Origin of the sequence: Burkholderia sp. Ac-20344 (genome assembly GCF_017104975.1) — a bacterium.
Taxonomy (GTDB): Bacteria; Pseudomonadota; Gammaproteobacteria; order Burkholderiales; family Burkholderiaceae; genus Burkholderia.
Genome location: NZ_JAAGPP010000076.1, coordinates 25,930 through 42,754, shown reverse-complemented (window position 1 = coordinate 42,754; position 16,825 = coordinate 25,930). Strand labels below are relative to the sequence as shown.

The following is a 16,825-nucleotide window of genomic DNA, read 5'->3' as shown; positions in this document are numbered from 1 at the left end:
CGAAACCGGCAGCCCAGCCGGCGGCCGAGAAGCCGGCCGCACCGCGGCCCGCCGCCGTACAGGTGCCGACACCGCGCGCTGCGGCCCGTGCGCCGCAGGCGGCCGATTCGCGCCAGTCGTCGCCGCCGTGGGAGGACATCCCGCCAGACGATTACGTACCCCTCAGCGCTGACGAGATGTTCGGCGGCCCGCCCGACGATGGCTTCGTGCCGGTGTTCGACAGCGGCCCCGACGATGTGCGCGTGACGCCGAGGCCGGCGGAAACCCGTCCGTCCGCACCGGTCGACACGCGCCCGTTGCCGCCCGCGATCGCGCTCGATCCGGTCGGCTTCGACGGCGAATGGCCGGCGCTGGCCGCGCGGCTGCCGCTCAAGGGTGTCGCGTACCAGCTCGCGTTCAACAGCGAACTGACGGCCGTCGATGCGACGACGTTGAAACTTTCCGTGCCGGTGCCGCAATATGCGGACGCCGCGCAGGTGGCGAAGCTGAAGGCCGCGCTGGCCGATGCGCTCGGCAAGCCGGTCGAGGTGGCCGTCGAGGTCGGGCCCGCACGGCGTACGGCGGCGGCGCTCGACGCGGCCGCGCGCGCGGCGCGCCAGCGCGAGGCCGAGCAGGAGATTCACGGCGATCCGTTCGTCCAGCAGCTCGTGCGCGACTTCGATGCGCGCATCGTCGAGGGTTCGGTGCGCCCGCTTGCCGACGCGGCGCCGGACGGCCCGCCGCCGACGCTGCATTGAACTGACCGCCCCGCGACAGGCACAATCACGCCCACACATTGACCGGCACGCGCCGCGTGCCGGTTTTCACACGATCAAGAAGGAGTATTCCCATGTTGAAAGGCAACCTCGCCGGACTGATGAAGCAAGCGCAGCAAATGCAGGAAAACATGAAGAAGATGCAGGAGCAGCTTGCGCTGATCGAAGTCGAAGGGCAGTCGGGCGCCGGCCTCGTCAAGGTGACGATGACGTGCCGCAACGAAGTGCGTCGCGTGTCGATCGACCCGAGCCTGCTCGCGGACGACAAGGACATGCTCGAGGATCTCGTCGCGGCTGCGTTCAACGACGCCGTGCGCAAGGCGGAGGCGACGTCGCAGGAAAAGATGAGCGGCATGACGTCGGGCCTGCCGCTGCCCCCGGGCTTCAAGCTGCCGTTCTGAGCGCGGTGTCCGTGCCACTTTTTGCCGCCGTATGAAACAGCCGTCCGCCCTGTCCGCTCTCGTCGAAGCGTTGCGCGTGCTGCCCGGCGTCGGGCCGAAATCCGCCCAGCGCATGGCGGTCCACCTGATGCAGCACGATCGGGAGGGCGCGGAGCGGCTCGGCCGGTCGCTGCTGTTTGCGACCGAGCACCTGCAGCACTGCGAGAAGTGCAACACGTTCACCGAAGCGCAGATCTGCGAGGTCTGCAGCGACGAAGAGCGTGATCCGACGCTGCTGTGCGTCGTCGAGACGCCTGCCGACCAGATCATGCTCGAGCAGACGATGACTTACCGCGGGCTGTATTTCGTGCTGATGGGGCGGCTGAGCCCGCTCGACGGGATCGGCCCGAAGGAAATCCATTTCGACCGCCTCGTGCGGCGCGCGTCCGACGGCGTCGTCAAGGAGGTCGTGCTCGCGACCAACTTCACGAACGAGGGCGAAGCCACCGCGCACTACCTCGGCCAGACGCTGAAGGCGCGCGGGCTCGCGGTCACGCGCCTCGCGCGCGGTGTGCCGGTGGGCGGCGAGCTCGAATATGTCGACGCGGGCACCATCGCCCGCGCAATGCTCGACCGCCGCACGATGTAAGCCGGGCGCCGCTGCCAGGCGGCGCCGTTCCTCATGCCAGGGAGACACATGAGCACCAGCCAGGGCCCGCTCGCGGGCGTCAAAGTGCTCGAATTCGGAACGCTGATCGCGGGGCCGTTCGCGTCGCGGCTGTTCGCCGAATTCGGCGCGGAAGTGATCAAGATCGAGGATCCGAACGGCGGCGACCCGCTGCGCAAGTGGCGCAAGCTCCATCCGGAGCAGGGCGGCACGTCGCTGTGGTGGTCCGTCCAGGCGCGCAACAAGAAATCGGTCACGCTCAACCTGAAGGCCGACGCCGGCAAGGCGATCGCGCGGCAGCTCGCGCGCGAGGCTGACATCGTGATCGAAAATTTCCGTCCGGGTTTGCTCGAAAAGCTCGGGCTCGGCTACGACGTGCTGTCGGCCGACAACCCGGGCCTCGTGATGGTGCGCCTGTCCGGCTACGGGCAGACGGGCCCGTATCGCGACCGGCCCGGCTTCGGCGCAATCGCTGAATCGATGGGCGGGCTGCGTCACATCACCGGCTATCCCGATCTGCCGCCGCCGCGCATCGGCATCTCGATCGGTGATTCGATTGCCGCGCTGCACGGCGTGATCGGTGCACTGATGGCACTGCATCATCGCAAGGTCAACGGCGGTGCGGGGCAGGTGGTCGATGTTGCACTGTACGAAGCCGTCTTCAACATGATGGAAAGCGTGGTGCCCGAATACGGCGTGTACGGGATGGTGCGCGAGCGCACCGGCGCGTCGCTGCCGGGCATCGTGCCATCGAATACGTATGCGTGCCGCGACGGCAGCATCGTGATCGGCGGCAACAGCGATCCGATCTTCAAGCGGCTGATGAAGGCGATCGAGCGCGACGACCTAGCCGACGATCCCGCGCTCGCGCAAAACGACGGGCGCGTGCCGCGCACGCAGGAGATCGACGACGCGATTGCCGCATGGCTCGCGCCGCGCACGATCGACGAAGCGCTCGTCGTGCTCAACGCGGCCGACGTGCCGGCCGGGCGCATCTACAGCGCCGCCGACATGTTCACCGATCCGCAGTTCGTCGCGCGGCAGATGATCCAGCGCTTCAAGCTGGCCGACGGCACCGACATCCCGCTGCCGAACATCACGCCGAAGCTGTCGGACACCCCCGGCGAAACGCGCTGGCTCGGGCCTGAACTCGGCGAGCATACGGACGAAGTGCTGTGCGGCCTCGGCTACGACGCGCAGGCGATCGCCGCACTGCGCGACGCGGGCGCGATTTGAGCGTCCTCGAGCCCGTCGCTTCGCGCCAGGCTCTCCGAACGGAGCATTCCCCAAGGCGGCTTCGTTGGCGGGGGAAAACCCGGGGCGGCCCGGCGTTTTCCTGAGCACGCGGAACGCCGCCGCGCGACGCGGCGGCGCAGCATGTGCGGGTGCCCGCAGCCGTCCATCCGCAGTCGCCGGACTGTCGCTCTCGCGCCATCTTTCCTCGGTTACAATCGCCGGATGCGAATCCTACTCAGCAACGACGACGGCTATCTCGCCCCCGGTCTCGCCGCGCTCAGCGACGCGCTGCAGCCGCTGGCCGAACTCACGGTGATCGCGCCCGAGCAGAACTGCAGCGGCGCGTCGAATTCCCTCACGTTGTCGCGGCCGCTGTCGGTGCAGCGCGCGGCGAGTACGGGTTTCTTCTACGTGAACGGTACGCCGACCGATTCGGTGCACGTCGCGTTGACAGGGATGGCCGACGCCAGGCCGGACCTCGTCGTTTCCGGGATCAACAACGGCCAGAACATGGGCGAAGACACGCTCTATTCGGGGACAGTTGCAGCCGCCACCGAAGGCATCATGTTCGGCGTGCCGGCCATCGCCTTCTCACTGGTCGACAAGGGCTGGGCCCATCTCGCGGACGCTGCGCGCGTCGCCGCGGAAATCGTCGAGCACTACCTCGCGCATCCGCTGCCGGGCCAGCCGCTGCTCAACGTCAATATTCCGAACCTGCCGTACGGCGAACTGAAAGGCTGGAAGGTCACGCGCCTCGGCAAGCGTCATCCGTCGCAGCCGGTGATTCGCCAGACCGACCCGCGTGGCGAACCGATCTACTGGATCGGCGCGGCGGGCGAAGCGCTGGACGCGAGCGAGGGCACCGATTTCCACGCGGTGGCAAACGGTTTCGTGTCGATCACGCCGCTGCAGCTGGACCTCACGCATACGCAGATGTTGCCCGCGACGCGCGAATGGGCGCGCGCCGGAGGGCGGGCTTCATGAGCGGCGAGCGCGCGAAGCGGTTCCCGCTCGCGCTCGAAGATCTCAAGCGAGCGCCACGCAAGTCGGAAGGTCGGGCCGGCGAACGCCATGCGGCGGTCGCGGTATCGAAGGCCGCCGACAAGCCCGCAGCCGTGCTGAAACCGGTTGCGGTGAAGCCCGCCGCAGCGCGAACGGTGTTGCCCGGCTCCGCTGCCGCGAAGCCCGCGACCGCACCGAAGCCGACCGCGCTGAAGCCCGCATTGCCGAAGCCGGCTGCGCCGAGCGTCGCGCCGGCCGGCGCGTTTGCGCTCACGTCGGAACGTGTGCGCGAGCGGATGGTCGAACGGCTGCGCGCGAACGGCGTGACCGACGCGCGCGTGCTGGAAGCGATGGCCGCGGTGCCGCGTCACATGTTCGTGGATCCGGGGCTCGCGACGCAGGCCTACGAGGATGCGGCGTTGCCGATCGGCCACCAGCAAACCATTTCAAAGCCGTCGGTCGTCGCGCGCATGATCGAGCTCGCGATGGCCGGCCGCACGCTCGAGCGCGTGCTCGAGATCGGCACGGGCTGCGGCTATCAGGCCGCCGTGCTGAGCCACGTGGCACGCGACGTGTATTCGATTGAACGCATCAAGCCGCTCTACGAGCGCGCGAAGCTGAACCTGCGGCCGCTGCGCGTGCCGAACATCCGTCTGCACTACGGCGACGGGCGTGTCGGCCTGCCGTCCGCGGCCCCGTTTGACGCGATCGTGATCGCGGCGGCGGGGCTCGACGTGCCGCAGGCGCTACTCGAGCAGCTCGCGATCGGCGGGCTGCTCGTCGCGCCGGTCGGCGCGCAGAGCGGGCAGCATCAGGTGCTCACGCTCGTCGAGCGCGTCGCGCACGCGCAATGGCGAGAGTCACGGCTTGATCGCGTTTTCTTTGTCCCTTTAAAATCCGGAGTAATTTGAAACCGATGAGTATGTTGCGCGCGATGCAAAACAACCGTTCCAGGGAACCGCTCACGCTCGCCCAGCGCGCGATCTGCGTAGCTGCGTTCTCCACGCTACTGGCCGCCTGTGCGACGCGGCTCGACAACGCGCCCGTCGTCGATCGCTCCGGTTCGCTCGGCACGACCGGCACCGCGCAGCCTGCGGTGCCGCTCCCTCCGGCGCCGCCGGGTTACTACCGGGTGAAGCCGGGCGACACGCTGTACCGGATCGCACTCGAAAACGGGCAGAACTATCGCGACATCGCCGCGTGGAACAACCTGGCAAACCCGAATCAGATCGAAGTCGACCAGCTGCTGCGCGTGTCGCCGCAGGCCGGCGCCGCCGTTGCGGGCACGCAGGCCGCCGCGCCGATCGCGGGCGCCGCCGTTGCTACCGCGCCGCTCAGCAGCGGCCCGGCCACGCCGGCCGCGGGTACGTCGTCGGTCGCGACGCCGCCTGCCGCGGCAGCCGCATCGAGCGATACGGCAGCCGCGCCGAGCGGCCCTGTGACGTTTGCGTGGCCTGCTCGCGGTCCCGTGCTGAACGGTTTCGACGACGCGAAGAACAAGGGCGTCAATATCGGCGGTACGGCCGGCGAGACCGTGAAGGCGGCCGCCGACGGCCGCGTCGTATATTCCGGCAACGGACTGCGCGGCTACGGCAACCTCATTATCATCAAACACGATGCAACTTACCTCACGGCGTATGCACATAATCGCGCTTTGATGGTAAAAGAGGGGGACGCGGTAACGAAGGGGCAGAAGATCGCCGAGATGGGTAATAGCGACTCCGACCGCGTGATGCTGCATTTCGAGGTTCGCCGGCAGGGTAAACCTGTCGATCCGCTGAAGTATTTGCCGCCTCAATAACCGAGACGACCATGCCGAAATCGAAGCGCCACGAGCCGCAAGCCGAGTCTGAGAAGATCAGTCGCGCCACGCAAGCATCGGTGGGGCGAGCGGGTGCTTCGACGGACGATGAAGACGATGTCGCGGACAACGAGCGTGACCTCGAGGCACGCGACGCCGACGCGGACGGTGGCGACGACGAGCGCGAAGGCCGCGCCGAGGCGGCGCCCGATGTCGACGATTTCCGCACGCTGCTGCAGGCCGAGCTCACGGCCGACACGATCCAGCATTACCTGAACCGCATCAGCGTGAAGCCGCTGCTCACCGTCGAGGAGGAGCAGCGCTACTCGCGTCTGGCCAAGGCCGGCGAATTCGAGGCGCGGCAGGTGATGATCGAGCGCAACCTGCGCCTGGTCGTCAGCATCGCGAAGGGGTATCTGAATCGCGGCGTGCCGCTGCTCGACCTGATCGAGGAAGGCAACCTCGGCCTGATGCACGCGATCGAGAAATTCGACCCGACGCGCGGCTTCCGTTTCTCGACCTATGCGACGTGGTGGATCCGGCAGAGCATCGAGCGGGCGATCATGAACCAGGCCCGCACGGTGCGCCTGCCCGTGCACGTGATCCGCGAACTGAACCAGGTGCTGCGCGCGAAGCGCCACCTCGAAAAGAACTCGATGTCGACGGGCGAAGCGGCCGAGCGCCGCGAAGCCAGCATCGACGACATCGCCTATCTCACCGGCAAGACCGCGGAGGAAGTCACCGACATCCTCGCGCTCAACGAGCACACGGCGTCGCTCGACGCGCCGCTCGACCTCGATCCCGCGAGCAGCCTGCTCGACCTGCTGCCCGACGACCAGAGCCAGTCGCCCGACGCCGAGGTGCAGCACCGCGAACTCGAGACGCTGACGCGCGCGTGGCTGTCGCGGCTGTCCGACAAGCATCGGCACGTGATCGAGCGCCGCTTCGGCCTGAACCACATCGAACCGGCGACGCTCGAGGAGCTGGCCGACGAGATGGGACTCACGCGCGAGCGCGTGCGCCAGATCCAGCAGGAAGCGCTGGTGCGACTCAAGCGGTTTTTCGCCTCCAACGGCGTGCGCAAGGACGCCGTTCTGTAACTGATGACTCCGATTCTTGTTTTTGACATCGAGACGATTCCCGATGTCGACGGCATTCGCCGTCTGGAAGACCTGCCCGCCACGCTTGACGATGCCGCGGTGGCCGAACATGCGTTCGCCGCCCGTCGCGAGAAGACCGGTGGCGATTTCCTGCCGCACCACCTGCAGCGCATCGCAGCGATCTCGTGCGTGTTCCGCGACAGCAACGGTTTTCGCGTGCGCTCGCTCGGCACGCCGCAGGACAACGAAGCGACGCTGATCCAGTCGTTCTACCGCGTGATCGAGAAATACACGCCGCAGCTCGTGTCGTGGAACGGCGGCGGCTTCGATCTGCCGGTGCTCCATTACCGCGCGCTCGTGCACGGCGTCCCCGCGACCCGCTACTGGGATCTCGGCGAGGACGACCGCGAGTTCAAGTGGAACAACTACATCTCGCGCTATCACTCGCGGCATACCGACCTGATGGATGTGCTCGCGATGTATCAGGCGCGCGCGAACGCGCCGCTCGACGCGCTCGCGAAGATGTGCGGCTTTCCGGGCAAGCTCGGGATGGACGGCAGCCAGGTTTGGCCGGCGTACCAGGACGGGCGGATCGAGGAAATCCGCAACTATTGCGAAACCGACGTCGTCAATACCTACCTGCTGTATTGCCGGTTCCAGTTGATGCGCGGCGGCCTGACGCCGAGCGAGTACGCGGACGAGATCCTGCTCGTGAAGAACTCGCTTGCGCAGGAGCCTGCGTCGCACTGGGCCGAATACCTGGCAGGCTTCGACGCGTAGCGCGGGCCGGTCGCGCCGCGGCCGGTGCAATCAGGAGAGTTCGAGCAGCACCGGCTGGTGATCCGACGCGCGCACGTCGCCGTCGATCTCGCAGCGCATGACGCGCGGCAGCAGCGTATCGGTCACGAACACGAAGTCGCACGCGAGCGGCCCGTCCGACCATTGCACCGTATCGTAGACACCCGCTGTCGGCGGTGGTGTGCTGCCGGGGTGCCGAGCGATCCATGCGTCGACGAAGCGCGGCGCGTCAGCGATCGGCGCCAGGAAGCGGCAATAGGCATCGCTGCCGAACGCGCTGTTGAAATCGCCGCAGACGATCGCATCGCACGGCTGGCCGGTCGCGCTGAACGGCCCCTCGGCGGATTCGGCGGGCGCCGGTCGTACCGCGTGCGCGCAGGCCTCGCGGTGCCGGCCGCGCAGTGCGTCGACCTGCGCGAGCCGCTGGCGCGCCGAATAATATTCCAGATGCGTGGTGACCACGCGCAGTGGCCCGAAGGGCGCCTGCAACTCGACGTCGAGCGCGACGCGCGGCATCGACGGCGCGCCGGCGTCGGCCGGCCACGGCAGCAACTGGCGGAGCACGCGCCCGACCGGCAGCCGGGTCGCGATCGCATTGCCGAACTGGCGGCGCGGCGCGCCCGGTTCGATGGCCGGCAGATCGGCGCCGATCGCTTCGACGATCGTATGGCCGGGCAGCAGCGCCGCGAGTTCGGCGAACTGGTCGGCGCCGGGCCGGCCGGGCAGTGTGCCGAAGCCGCGCGTGACCTCCTGCAGGCATAGCACGTCGAAGTCGCCGAGCGCGCGGATCGTCGCAACGGTGCGCGAAAGATCGACGACCCCGTCCGCGTCCCGACCCCATTGGATGTTCCAGTCGATCAGTCGCATGGTCGAACCTCCTGTCGGGCGGATTACGGGCCGATGGCCGCTCCCGATCGCCTCATCGGCCGGCACGGCCTCGGGCGCTCCCGGGCCTCTGCATGGCCGTTCCGGCGCCATGCCGGGCCGTCTATGCTTAAGTATCGACGCTTGCGACATGCAAAGCGGGCGATGCGGGCCTTCGTCGTCTACAATCTCGCCTTCTTCAACGTTTGTCAGGAAAAGCTGGTGTCCGAAGCCGTCCCCACTTCTGCGCGCAAATCAAGAAATGCGCCCGTCGCGCCCGGAATCGCCCCGGTTCTCGAGATCGAATCGCTCGACATGGAAGCGCGCGGTGTCGGCCGCACGATCACCGAGGACGGCGAGCCGGGCAAGGTCATCTTCGTCGAGGGTGCGCTGCCGGGCGAACGCGTGACCTATTCGAGCTTCCGCCGCAAGCCGAGCTACGAGCAGGCGACGGTTGTCGACATTCTGCGCCCGAGCGTAATGCGCACGAAGCCGAAATGCGCGTTCTTCGGCACCTGCGGCGGCTGCTCGATGCAGCATCTGGACATGCGCGCGCAGGTGGCGGTCAAGCAGCGCGTGCTCGAAGACAACCTGTGGCACCTGGCGAAGCTGCGCGCGGAAACGATGTTTGCACCGATCCACGGCCCGTCGTGGGGCTATCGCTACCGTGCACGCCTGACCGTACGCAACGTCGCGAAAAAGGGCGGCGTGCTGGTCGGGTTCCACGAGAAGAAGAGCAGCTACGTCGCCGACATGACGAGCTGCGAAGTGCTGCCGCCGCACGTGTCGGCGATGCTCGTGCCGCTGCGCCGGCTCGTCGAGGGGCTGTCGATCCGCGATCGGATGCCGCAGATCGAGCTCGCGGTCGGCTCGGAAGTCACGGCGCTCGTGCTGCGCGTGCTGGAGCCGATCAACGCGGACGACGAAGCATTGCTGCGCGCGTTCGCGGACGAGCACAAAGTGCAGTTCTGGCTGCAGCCGAAGGGCCCCGATACGGTGACCCCGTTCTATCCGCTCGACGTGTCGCTCGACTACACGCTGCCGGAGTTCGGTATCCGCATGCCGTTCAAGCCGACCGACTTCACGCAGGTCAACCATCAGATCAACCGCGTGCTGGTGGGTCGTGCGCTGCGCCTGCTCGCGCCGTCGCGCGACGACCGCGTGCTCGACCTGTTCTGCGGGATCGGCAACTTCACGCTGCCGCTCGCGCGGCTGTCGCGCGAAGTGATGGGCATCGAGGGCAGCGATACGCTGACGACGCGCGCGCTGGCGAACGCGCGCGAGAACGGTGTCGACGGCCATACGACGTTCGCATGCCGGAACCTGTTCGAAGTGACGGGCGACGACATCCGCGCGCTCGGCGCATTCGACAAGTTCCTGATCGACCCGCCGCGCGAAGGCGCGCTCGCGGTGTCGAAGGCGCTGGCCGAGATCGCGCAGAGCGGTGAAGGCCCGCTGCCGAAGCGCATCGTCTACGTGTCGTGCAACCCGTCGACGCTGGCGCGCGACGCGGGCCTGCTCGTGCACGAGGCCGGCTATCGCCTGAAGGGGGCCGGTGTCGTGAACATGTTCCCGAATACGTCGCACGTCGAATCGATCGCGCTGTTCGAGCGCGACTGAACCCCGGGCGGCGGACAAAAAAAACCGGCCTGCGGGCCGGTTTTTTAATGGTGCGTGGTGAACGTCAGTTGCGGTTGCCGCCGAAGATGCCGAGCAGCGCGAGCAGGTTCGTGAACACGTTGTACAGGTCGAGGTAGATCGCGAGCGTTGCCGAGATGTAGTTCGTCTCGCCGCCATTCACGACGCGCTGGACGTCGAACAGCATGTACGCGGAGAAGATCGCGATTGCGAGTACCGACACGGTGAGCATCAGCGCCGGGAGCTGCAGGAAGATGTTCGCGACGGATGCGAGCAGGATCACGATCACGCCCATGAACAGCCACTTGCCGAGCCCCGAGAAGTCGCGCTTGCTGACGGTGGCGATCGTCGCCATCGCGGCGAAGATGATGCCGGTGCCGCCGAACGCGAGCATGATCAGCGACGGGCCGTTCGAGAAGCCGAGGATGAAGCTCAGCAGCCGCGACAGCATCAGGCCCATGAAGAACGTGAAGCCGAGCAGCACGAACACGCCGGCCGCGCTGTTTTTGGTCCGCTCGATCGCGAACATGAAGCCGAACGCGATCGCGAAGAACGCGAGCAGGCTCATCATCGGGCTCGTGGCCGCGAACAGCGAGAAGCCCGTCGCGACGCCGACCCAGGCGCCCAGTACGGTCGGCACCATCGACAGCGCGAGCAGCCAGTACGTGTTCCGCAGCACGCGGTTGCGAACCTCGGCGGTGCTGACGGAACCGCCGCGGCCGAAATTGTACGGATAGTCGTTCATGGTTTCTCCTAACATGGAACGCATGGGCGTCCGGGGCCGGTTCGGCGCGCGCGGTGTGCGGCGCAGCAAACCGGAGCAGCTATGGCTAAGATACGTTCCGTGCCGGGAGGTTTCAATGGCCGGGCGGCACAAAACATATGGATTCTGAACCTTTCATGCGTGTAAGGGTTCAATCGCAATGATACACGGGTTCGTGCTACAATAGCGGATTCATTTGAACCTGTAACTTCTTAATTTCTTGGAGTTTTTATGGCAATCGAGCGCACCCTGTCGATCATCAAGCCGGATGCGGTGGCAAAGAACGTGATCGGCCAGATCTACAGCCGTTTCGAAGGCGCCGGCCTGAAGATCGTCGCATCGCGCATGGCACACCTGTCGCGTGCTGACGCAGAGAAGTTCTACGCGGTTCACGCAGCCCGTCCGTTCTTCAAGGACCTCGTCGATTTCATGATCTCGGGCCCGGTGATGATCCAGGTTCTGGAAGGTGAAGGCGCGATCCTGAAGAACCGCGACCTGATGGGCGCAACGGATCCGAAGAAGGCGGAAAAGGGCACGATCCGCGCCGACTTCGCCGACAGCATCGACGCGAACGCCGTGCACGGCTCGGACGCTGCAGAAACGGCAGCGGTCGAAGTCGCGTTCTTCTTCCCGGAAATGAACGTTTACTCGCGCTAAGCCCTGGCTGGCAGCAAGTAGGCAGGATTCAGCGCACGCGGCAAGGCAGCACATCATGACGAGCGAAACTTCCGTCAATCTTCTCGACTTCGATGCCGAGGGTCTTGTCGCGTACTGCGGCAGCCTCGGCGAGAAGCCGTTCCGCGCCAAGCAGTTGCAGCGCTGGATCCATCAGTACAACGCTGGCGACTTCGACGGCATGACCGATCTCGCGAAGTCCTTGAGAGAGAAACTCAAGGGCCGCGCGTCGATCGGCATGCCCGAGATCGCCAGCGATCACGTTTCCGCCGACGGCACGCGCAAGTGGCTGATCGACGTCGGAAACGGCAATGCGGTCGAAACCGTGTTCATCCCGGAAGAGACGCGCGGCACGCTGTGCGTGTCGTCGCAGGCCGGGTGTGCGGTCAACTGCCGCTTCTGTTCGACGGGCAAGCAGGGCTTTTCCCGCAACCTGTCGACAGCTGAAATCATCGGCCAGCTGCGGATGGCCGAATTTGCGTTGCGAGCGTCACTGGGCCGTGCGCCCGGCCCGAACGGCAAGGCCGAACGGGTCGTCACCAACGTGGTGATGATGGGCATGGGCGAGCCGCTGCTGAATTACAGCGCGGTCGTGCCGGCGATGCGGCTGATGCTCGACGACAACGCGTACGGCCTGTCGCGCCGCCGCGTCACGCTGTCGACGTCCGGTGTGGTGCCGATGATGGACCGCCTCGGCGCCGAGCTGCCGGTCGCGCTGGCGGTTTCGCTGCACGCGCCGAACGATGCGCTGCGCGACGAGCTGGTGCCGCTCAACAAGAAGTATCCGCTGCGCGAGCTGATGGCGGCTTGCCAGCGTTATCTGAAAGTCGCGCCGCGCGACTTCATCACTTTCGAATACTGCATGCTGGACGGCGTCAACGACACCGAAGCGCATGCACGTGAACTGCTGGCCGTCACGCGCGACGTGCCGTGCAAGTTCAATCTGATCCCGTTCAATCCGTTTCCGGAATCGGGCCTCATCCGCTCGAAGCCGGAGCAGATCAAGCGTTTTGCGCAGGTCCTCATCGACGCGGGTGTCGTCACGACCGTGCGCAAGACGCGCGGTGACGACATCGATGCTGCGTGCGGCCAGCTGGCCGGCGCGGTGAAGGACCGCACGCGTCTCGCGGAGCGAACGGGCACAGCAGGAAAAATCATCGAAGTTCGGGCGATTTGACGGGAACGCCTAGCCGGGGATGCTAGGACCTTTAAGCGGTACAACACGCGAATAGCGATCGGTCGCGGCGCCTCGGCGTCGCGCATGATATGGACAGTTGCGGGTGCCGGCCGGTGGGAACCGGAGGCGGCCGCCAGTGAAGAAGAATCGACGCGAGGACAAGGATGAGTGAGCCGCAGCCGTCTAACGGCGCAGAGACGAATGGCGCGAAGCCGGCACCGGCAGGGTTGGAATCGCTTGCGGCGGTCGGCAGCCGACTGGCGCAGCTTCGGGAGACGAGGGGTTGGACCGTCGACGACGTGTCGGCGCGACTCAAGGTCGCACCGCAGAAGCTCCGGGCGCTCGAGGCCGGTGACATCAGCCATTTGCCCGGCGTGACGTTCGCGCTCGGCGTCGTGCGCAGCTACGCGAAGATGCTCGGCGTCGATCCGGAACCGTTCGCGCAGGCGTTGCGCCGTGAGCGCGGGGTGCCGGAAGTCGATCTGTCGATGCCTGCGTCGTCGGGGACGGATCTGCCGCGCGGCCGCGTGTCGATTCCGCTGGGCGGGTCGTCGCGCCATCACCCATGGCTGTGGGGCACGGGGATCGTCGTCGTCGCGGTGGCTGCAGTACTGATGTGGCACACTGGCGGCGATTCGTCGAGCCTGCTCGCGCGCTTCAAGAGCGGCGATGCGGAGCATGCGTCGGCTGCGAGCGCGCCGGCGGCGGCATCCTCGTCGTCTGTCGAAGAGGCGGCCTCGAGCGGTGCGTCTGCTGTGGTTGCGAATGAAGTTCCGGCCCCGATTGTTGCCTCCGCAGCCCCGGCGCCGGCCGTTGCGTCGGCTGTTCCGGCCCCCGCGCCCGTGGCACCGGTCGTGACGGCGGCTGCATCGCAGCCCGTCGTGGCAACGACGGCGGCAAGCGCCGCGGCACCGGTCCAGCCGGCGAACGTCGCGGTCGCGGCCGGCCAGTCGATGGTGGAACTGAAGGTCAAGCAGGACAGCTGGTTCAGCGTGCGTGACAAGAACGGCAAGGAGCTGTTCTCCGGGCTGGTGCACGGCGGCGAGGCGAAGCAGGTCGCGGGCGACGGCCCGTTCAAGGTCACGATCGGCAACAAGGCAGGCCTCGACGCGGTTGCGTTCGACGGAAAACCTGTCGATCCGGCAAAATATTCGGCAGCGCGGGGTAACGTGGCGCGATTCACGTTGCCCTGACGTCAAGCGCCGTGGCGAAGGCCTGTCGTCGATATCGGCAGGCCGTGAGGGCACGGCGCTTTTTCAATTCATGCGCCGCGTCGCGGCGCATTCCGCGTAAATGGATCTATCGATGCAATCCGAAGCTCAATCCCCACGCAGCAGTCAGATTTGTTCAACCGAGCCGGTGTTCGGCGGGCATCAGCCGCGCCGCGTATCGCATGCGGTGGATGTCCGCTGGGGCGGGCAGCTCGTGACGATCGGCGGCGACGCGCCGGTGCGCGTGCAGTCGATGACGAATACCGACACGGCCGACGCGATCGGCACGGCAATCCAGATCAAGGAACTCGCGAACGCGGGCTCCGAACTGGTGCGCATCACGGTCAACACGCCCGAGGCCGCCGCCGCCGTACCGGCGGTTCGCGAGCAGCTCGACCGCATGGGCGTGACCGTGCCGCTCGTCGGCGATTTCCACTACAACGGCCACCTGCTGTTGCGTGACTACCCGGGCTGCGCCGAGTCGCTGTCGAAGTACCGGATCAACCCGGGCAACGTCGGCCAGGGCGCGAAGCGCGATACGCAGTTCGCGCAGATGATCGAGGCCGCGGCCAAGTACGACAAGCCGGTGCGGATCGGCGTGAACTGGGGCAGTCTCGACCAGGACCTGCTCGCGCGCATGATGGACGAGAACGGTGCGCGCTCGCAGCCGTGGGATGCGCAGAGCGTGATGTACGAGGCGCTGATCCAGTCGGCGATCGGCTCGGCCGAGCGTGCGGTCGAACTGGGCCTCGGCCGCGACCGCATCGTGCTGTCGTGCAAGGTCAGCGGCGTGCAGGACCTGATCGCCGTGTACCGCGAACTCGGCCGCCGCTGCGGCTTCGCGCTGCACCTCGGGCTGACCGAGGCCGGCATGGGATCGAAGGGCATCGTCGCGTCGACGGCTGCGCTCGGCGTGCTGCTGCAGGAAGGGATCGGCGACACGATCCGCATCTCGCTGACGCCGGAACCGGGCGCGTCGCGCACGGGCGAGGTGATCGTCGGCCAGGAAATCCTCCAGACGATGGGCCTGCGCTCGTTCGCGCCGATGGTGATCGCGTGCCCGGGCTGCGGCCGTACGACGAGCACGCTGTTCCAGGAGCTCGCGATGCAGATCCAGACCTACCTGCGCGAACAGATGCCGGCCTGGCGCAAGGAATATCCGGGCGTCGAGAAGATGAACGTCGCGGTGATGGGCTGCATCGTCAACGGCCCGGGCGAATCGAAGCATGCAAACATCGGCATCAGCCTGCCGGGTTCGGGCGAGAACCCGGCAGCGCCCGTCTTCATCGACGGCGAGAAGGTCAAGACGCTGCGCGGCGAGCGGATCGCCGAGGAATTCCAGCAGATCGTCAGCGACTACGTCGCACGCAATTACGGCCGCACCGAGGCCCTGAACTAATTCGTCCACACACACGATGACTGAACAAAAACGCAAGATCGAGAAGCTCGCCGGCGTCAAGGGCATGAACGACATCCTCCCGCAGGATGCCGGCCTCTGGGAGTTCTTCGAAGCTACCGTGAAATCGCTGCTGCGCGCCTACGGCTACCAGAACATCCGTACGCCGATCGTCGAGCACACGCAGCTCTTCACGCGCGGCATCGGTGAGGTCACCGACATCGTCGAAAAAGAGATGTACAGCTTCATCGACGCGCTGAACGGCGAGAACCTGACGATGCGTCCGGAAAACACCGCGGCCGTCGTGCGCGCGTCGATCGAGCACAACATGCTGTACGACGGCCCGAAGCGCCTGTGGTACATCGGCCCGATGTTCCGTCACGAGCGTCCGCAGCGCGGCCGCTACCGCCAGTTCCACCAGGTCGGCGTCGAGGCGCTCGGTTTCGCGGGTCCCGATGCGGATGCCGAGATCATCATGATGTGCCAGCGCCTGTGGGACGACCTCGGCCTGACCGGCATCAAGCTCGAGATCAACTCGCTCGGCCTCGCCGAAGAGCGTGCCGCGCACCGCGTCGAACTGATCAAGTACCTCGAGCAGTTCGCCGACGTGCTCGACGAGGATGCGAAGCGCCGCCTGTATACGAACCCGCTGCGCGTGCTCGACACGAAGAATCCGGCGCTGCAGGAAATCGCACAGAACGCGCCGAAGCTGATCGACTTCCTCGGCGACGAATCCCGTGCGCACTTCGAAGGGCTGCAGCGCCTGCTGCTCGCGAACAACATCCCGTTCAAGATCAACCCGCGTCTCGTGCGTGGCCTGGATTACTACAACCTGACCGTGTTCGAGTGGGTGACCGACAAGCTCGGCGCGCAGGGCACCGTCGCGGCCGGCGGCCGCTACGATCCGCTGATCGAGCAACTCGGCGGCAAGCCGACCGCCGCGTGCGGCTGGGCGATGGGCATCGAGCGGATTCTCGAACTGTTGAAGGAAGAGGATCTCGCGCCCGAGCAGGAAGGCGTCGACGTGTACGTCGTGCACCAGGGCGAGACCGCGCGCGAACAGGCGTTCATCGCGGCCGAGCGCCTGCGCGACACGGGCCTCGACGTGATCTTCCACTGCAGCGCCGACGGCGCGCCCGCGAGCTTCAAGTCGCAAATGAAGCGGGCCGACGCAAGCGGCGCCGCGTTCGCGGTGATCTTCGGCGAAGAAGAGGTTGCGAACGGCACGGTGGGTGTGAAAGCACTGCGCGGTGCGGGCGGAGATGGGGAAAAGAACGTTCAGCAGACCGTACCGGTCGAAGGCTTGACCGAATTCCTAATCAATGCGATGGTTGCATCCGCCGAAGATGGCGACGACTGATC

17 protein-coding genes are annotated in these 16,825 nt (G+C 66.5%); 15 read left to right on the top strand and 2 right to left on the bottom strand.

Annotated elements, in window-relative coordinates; translation table 11 throughout:
• The 9 genes from G3N64_RS22855 to G3N64_RS22815 form a co-directional block, all read left to right on the top strand.
• Positions 1-737: DNA polymerase III subunit gamma/tau C-terminal domain-containing protein (locus G3N64_RS22855; protein WP_277399124.1), on the top strand; the 737-nt coding region annotated here is incomplete at its 5' end.
• Between the two features lie 92 nt (positions 738-829).
• Positions 830-1,156, top strand: coding sequence for a YbaB/EbfC family nucleoid-associated protein (locus G3N64_RS22850; protein WP_006482124.1), 327 nt, complete (start codon positions 830-832; stop codon positions 1,154-1,156).
• Between the two features lie 31 nt (positions 1,157-1,187).
• The gene (gene recR / locus G3N64_RS22845) at positions 1,188-1,784 is read left to right on the top strand and encodes a recombination mediator RecR (protein ID WP_006478665.1); all 597 of its coding nucleotides are present in this window, start codon (positions 1,188-1,190) and stop codon (positions 1,782-1,784) included.
• Between the two features lie 48 nt (positions 1,785-1,832).
• Positions 1,833-3,038, top strand: coding sequence for a CaiB/BaiF CoA-transferase family protein (locus G3N64_RS22840; RefSeq protein ID WP_205785939.1), 1,206 nt, complete (start codon positions 1,833-1,835; stop codon positions 3,036-3,038).
• Positions 3,039-3,260: 222 nt separating this feature from the next.
• Positions 3,261-4,022, top strand: a complete 762-nt coding sequence (surE, locus tag G3N64_RS22835; protein WP_205785938.1) for a 5'/3'-nucleotidase SurE — start codon at positions 3,261-3,263, stop codon at positions 4,020-4,022.
• Complete coding sequence (locus G3N64_RS22830) at positions 4,019-4,951, top strand: protein-L-isoaspartate(D-aspartate) O-methyltransferase (RefSeq protein ID WP_205785937.1); 933 nt, start codon at positions 4,019-4,021, stop codon at positions 4,949-4,951. The genes surE and G3N64_RS22830 overlap by 4 nt, the downstream gene beginning before the upstream one ends.
• Positions 4,952-4,956: 5 nt before the next feature.
• Entirely contained in the window at positions 4,957-5,841 is an 885-nt protein-coding gene (locus G3N64_RS22825; RefSeq protein WP_205785936.1) for a peptidoglycan DD-metalloendopeptidase family protein, read from the top strand.
• Between the two features lie 11 nt (positions 5,842-5,852).
• Entirely contained in the window at positions 5,853-6,941 is a 1,089-nt protein-coding gene (gene rpoS / locus G3N64_RS22820; RefSeq protein WP_205785935.1) for an RNA polymerase sigma factor RpoS, read from the top strand.
• Positions 6,942-6,944: 3 nt separating this feature from the next.
• A complete protein-coding gene (locus G3N64_RS22815) occupies positions 6,945-7,721 on the top strand; it encodes a 3'-5' exonuclease (protein ID WP_205785934.1) in 777 nt (258 codons plus the stop codon).
• Between the two features lie 30 nt (positions 7,722-7,751).
• Here G3N64_RS22815 and G3N64_RS22810 read toward each other — a convergent pair whose 3' ends face one another.
• Positions 7,752-8,606 (bottom strand): endonuclease/exonuclease/phosphatase family protein, encoded by an 855-nt coding sequence (locus G3N64_RS22810; protein WP_205785933.1) that lies wholly within the window; start codon positions 8,604-8,606, stop codon positions 7,752-7,754.
• A gap of 219 nt (positions 8,607-8,825) precedes the next feature.
• Here G3N64_RS22810 and rlmD point away from each other — a divergent pair, with 219 nt between their 5' ends.
• Positions 8,826-10,223 (top strand): 23S rRNA (uracil(1939)-C(5))-methyltransferase RlmD, encoded by a 1,398-nt coding sequence (gene rlmD / locus G3N64_RS22805; RefSeq protein ID WP_081052719.1) that lies wholly within the window; start codon positions 8,826-8,828, stop codon positions 10,221-10,223.
• A 64-nt stretch (positions 10,224-10,287) separates the two neighbouring features.
• Here the strand turns inward: rlmD and G3N64_RS22800 are convergent, their stop codons facing one another.
• The gene (locus tag G3N64_RS22800) at positions 10,288-10,986 is read right to left on the bottom strand and encodes a Bax inhibitor-1/YccA family protein (RefSeq protein ID WP_006761414.1); all 699 of its coding nucleotides are present in this window, start codon (positions 10,984-10,986) and stop codon (positions 10,288-10,290) included.
• A gap of 249 nt (positions 10,987-11,235) precedes the next feature.
• Here G3N64_RS22800 and ndk point away from each other — a divergent pair, with 249 nt between their 5' ends.
• From ndk to hisS, 5 genes are all read left to right on the top strand, one after another.
• A complete protein-coding gene (gene ndk / locus G3N64_RS22795) occupies positions 11,236-11,661 on the top strand; it encodes a nucleoside-diphosphate kinase (protein WP_011352265.1) in 426 nt (141 codons plus the stop codon).
• Between the two features lie 55 nt (positions 11,662-11,716).
• The gene (gene rlmN / locus G3N64_RS22790; RefSeq protein WP_205785932.1) at positions 11,717-12,856 is read left to right on the top strand and encodes a 23S rRNA (adenine(2503)-C(2))-methyltransferase RlmN; all 1,140 of its coding nucleotides are present in this window, start codon (positions 11,717-11,719) and stop codon (positions 12,854-12,856) included.
• 164 nt (positions 12,857-13,020) lie between these two features.
• Positions 13,021-14,049: a helix-turn-helix domain-containing protein gene (locus G3N64_RS22785; protein WP_205785931.1), complete on the top strand. Its 1,029-nt coding sequence runs from the start codon at positions 13,021-13,023 to the stop codon at positions 14,047-14,049.
• A gap of 112 nt (positions 14,050-14,161) precedes the next feature.
• Positions 14,162-15,466 (top strand): flavodoxin-dependent (E)-4-hydroxy-3-methylbut-2-enyl-diphosphate synthase, encoded by a 1,305-nt coding sequence (ispG, locus tag G3N64_RS22780; protein WP_205785930.1) that lies wholly within the window; start codon positions 14,162-14,164, stop codon positions 15,464-15,466.
• A gap of 16 nt (positions 15,467-15,482) precedes the next feature.
• Complete coding sequence (gene hisS / locus G3N64_RS22775) at positions 15,483-16,823, top strand: histidine--tRNA ligase (protein ID WP_205785929.1); 1,341 nt, start codon at positions 15,483-15,485, stop codon at positions 16,821-16,823.
• Positions 16,824-16,825 lie beyond the last annotated feature (2 nt).

Bases quoted from the DNA above. Each gene is read 5' to 3' on its own strand.
- G3N64_RS22850 (WP_006482124.1), top strand. From the start codon at position 830: ATGTTGAAAGGCAACCTCGCCGGACTGATGAAGCAAGCGCAGCAAATG.
- recR (WP_006478665.1), top strand. From the start codon at position 1,188: ATGAAACAGCCGTCCGCCCTGTCCGCTCTCGTCGAAGCGTTGCGCGTG.
- G3N64_RS22840 (WP_205785939.1), top strand. From the start codon at position 1,833: ATGAGCACCAGCCAGGGCCCGCTCGCGGGCGTCAAAGTGCTCGAATTC.
- surE (WP_205785938.1), top strand. From the start codon at position 3,261: ATGCGAATCCTACTCAGCAACGACGACGGCTATCTCGCCCCCGGTCTC.
- G3N64_RS22830 (WP_205785937.1), top strand. From the start codon at position 4,019: ATGAGCGGCGAGCGCGCGAAGCGGTTCCCGCTCGCGCTCGAAGATCTC.
- G3N64_RS22825 (WP_205785936.1), top strand. From the start codon at position 4,957: ATGAGTATGTTGCGCGCGATGCAAAACAACCGTTCCAGGGAACCGCTC.
- rpoS (WP_205785935.1), top strand. From the start codon at position 5,853: ATGCCGAAATCGAAGCGCCACGAGCCGCAAGCCGAGTCTGAGAAGATC.
- G3N64_RS22815 (WP_205785934.1), top strand. From the start codon at position 6,945: ATGACTCCGATTCTTGTTTTTGACATCGAGACGATTCCCGATGTCGAC.
- G3N64_RS22810 (WP_205785933.1), bottom strand. From the start codon at position 8,606: ATGCGACTGATCGACTGGAACATCCAATGGGGTCGGGACGCGGACGGG.
- G3N64_RS22800 (WP_006761414.1), bottom strand. From the start codon at position 10,986: ATGAACGACTATCCGTACAATTTCGGCCGCGGCGGTTCCGTCAGCACC.
- ndk (WP_011352265.1), top strand. From the start codon at position 11,236: ATGGCAATCGAGCGCACCCTGTCGATCATCAAGCCGGATGCGGTGGCA.
- rlmN (WP_205785932.1), top strand. From the start codon at position 11,717: ATGACGAGCGAAACTTCCGTCAATCTTCTCGACTTCGATGCCGAGGGT.
- G3N64_RS22785 (WP_205785931.1), top strand. From the start codon at position 13,021: ATGAGTGAGCCGCAGCCGTCTAACGGCGCAGAGACGAATGGCGCGAAG.
- ispG (WP_205785930.1), top strand. From the start codon at position 14,162: ATGCAATCCGAAGCTCAATCCCCACGCAGCAGTCAGATTTGTTCAACC.
- hisS (WP_205785929.1), top strand. From the start codon at position 15,483: ATGACTGAACAAAAACGCAAGATCGAGAAGCTCGCCGGCGTCAAGGGC.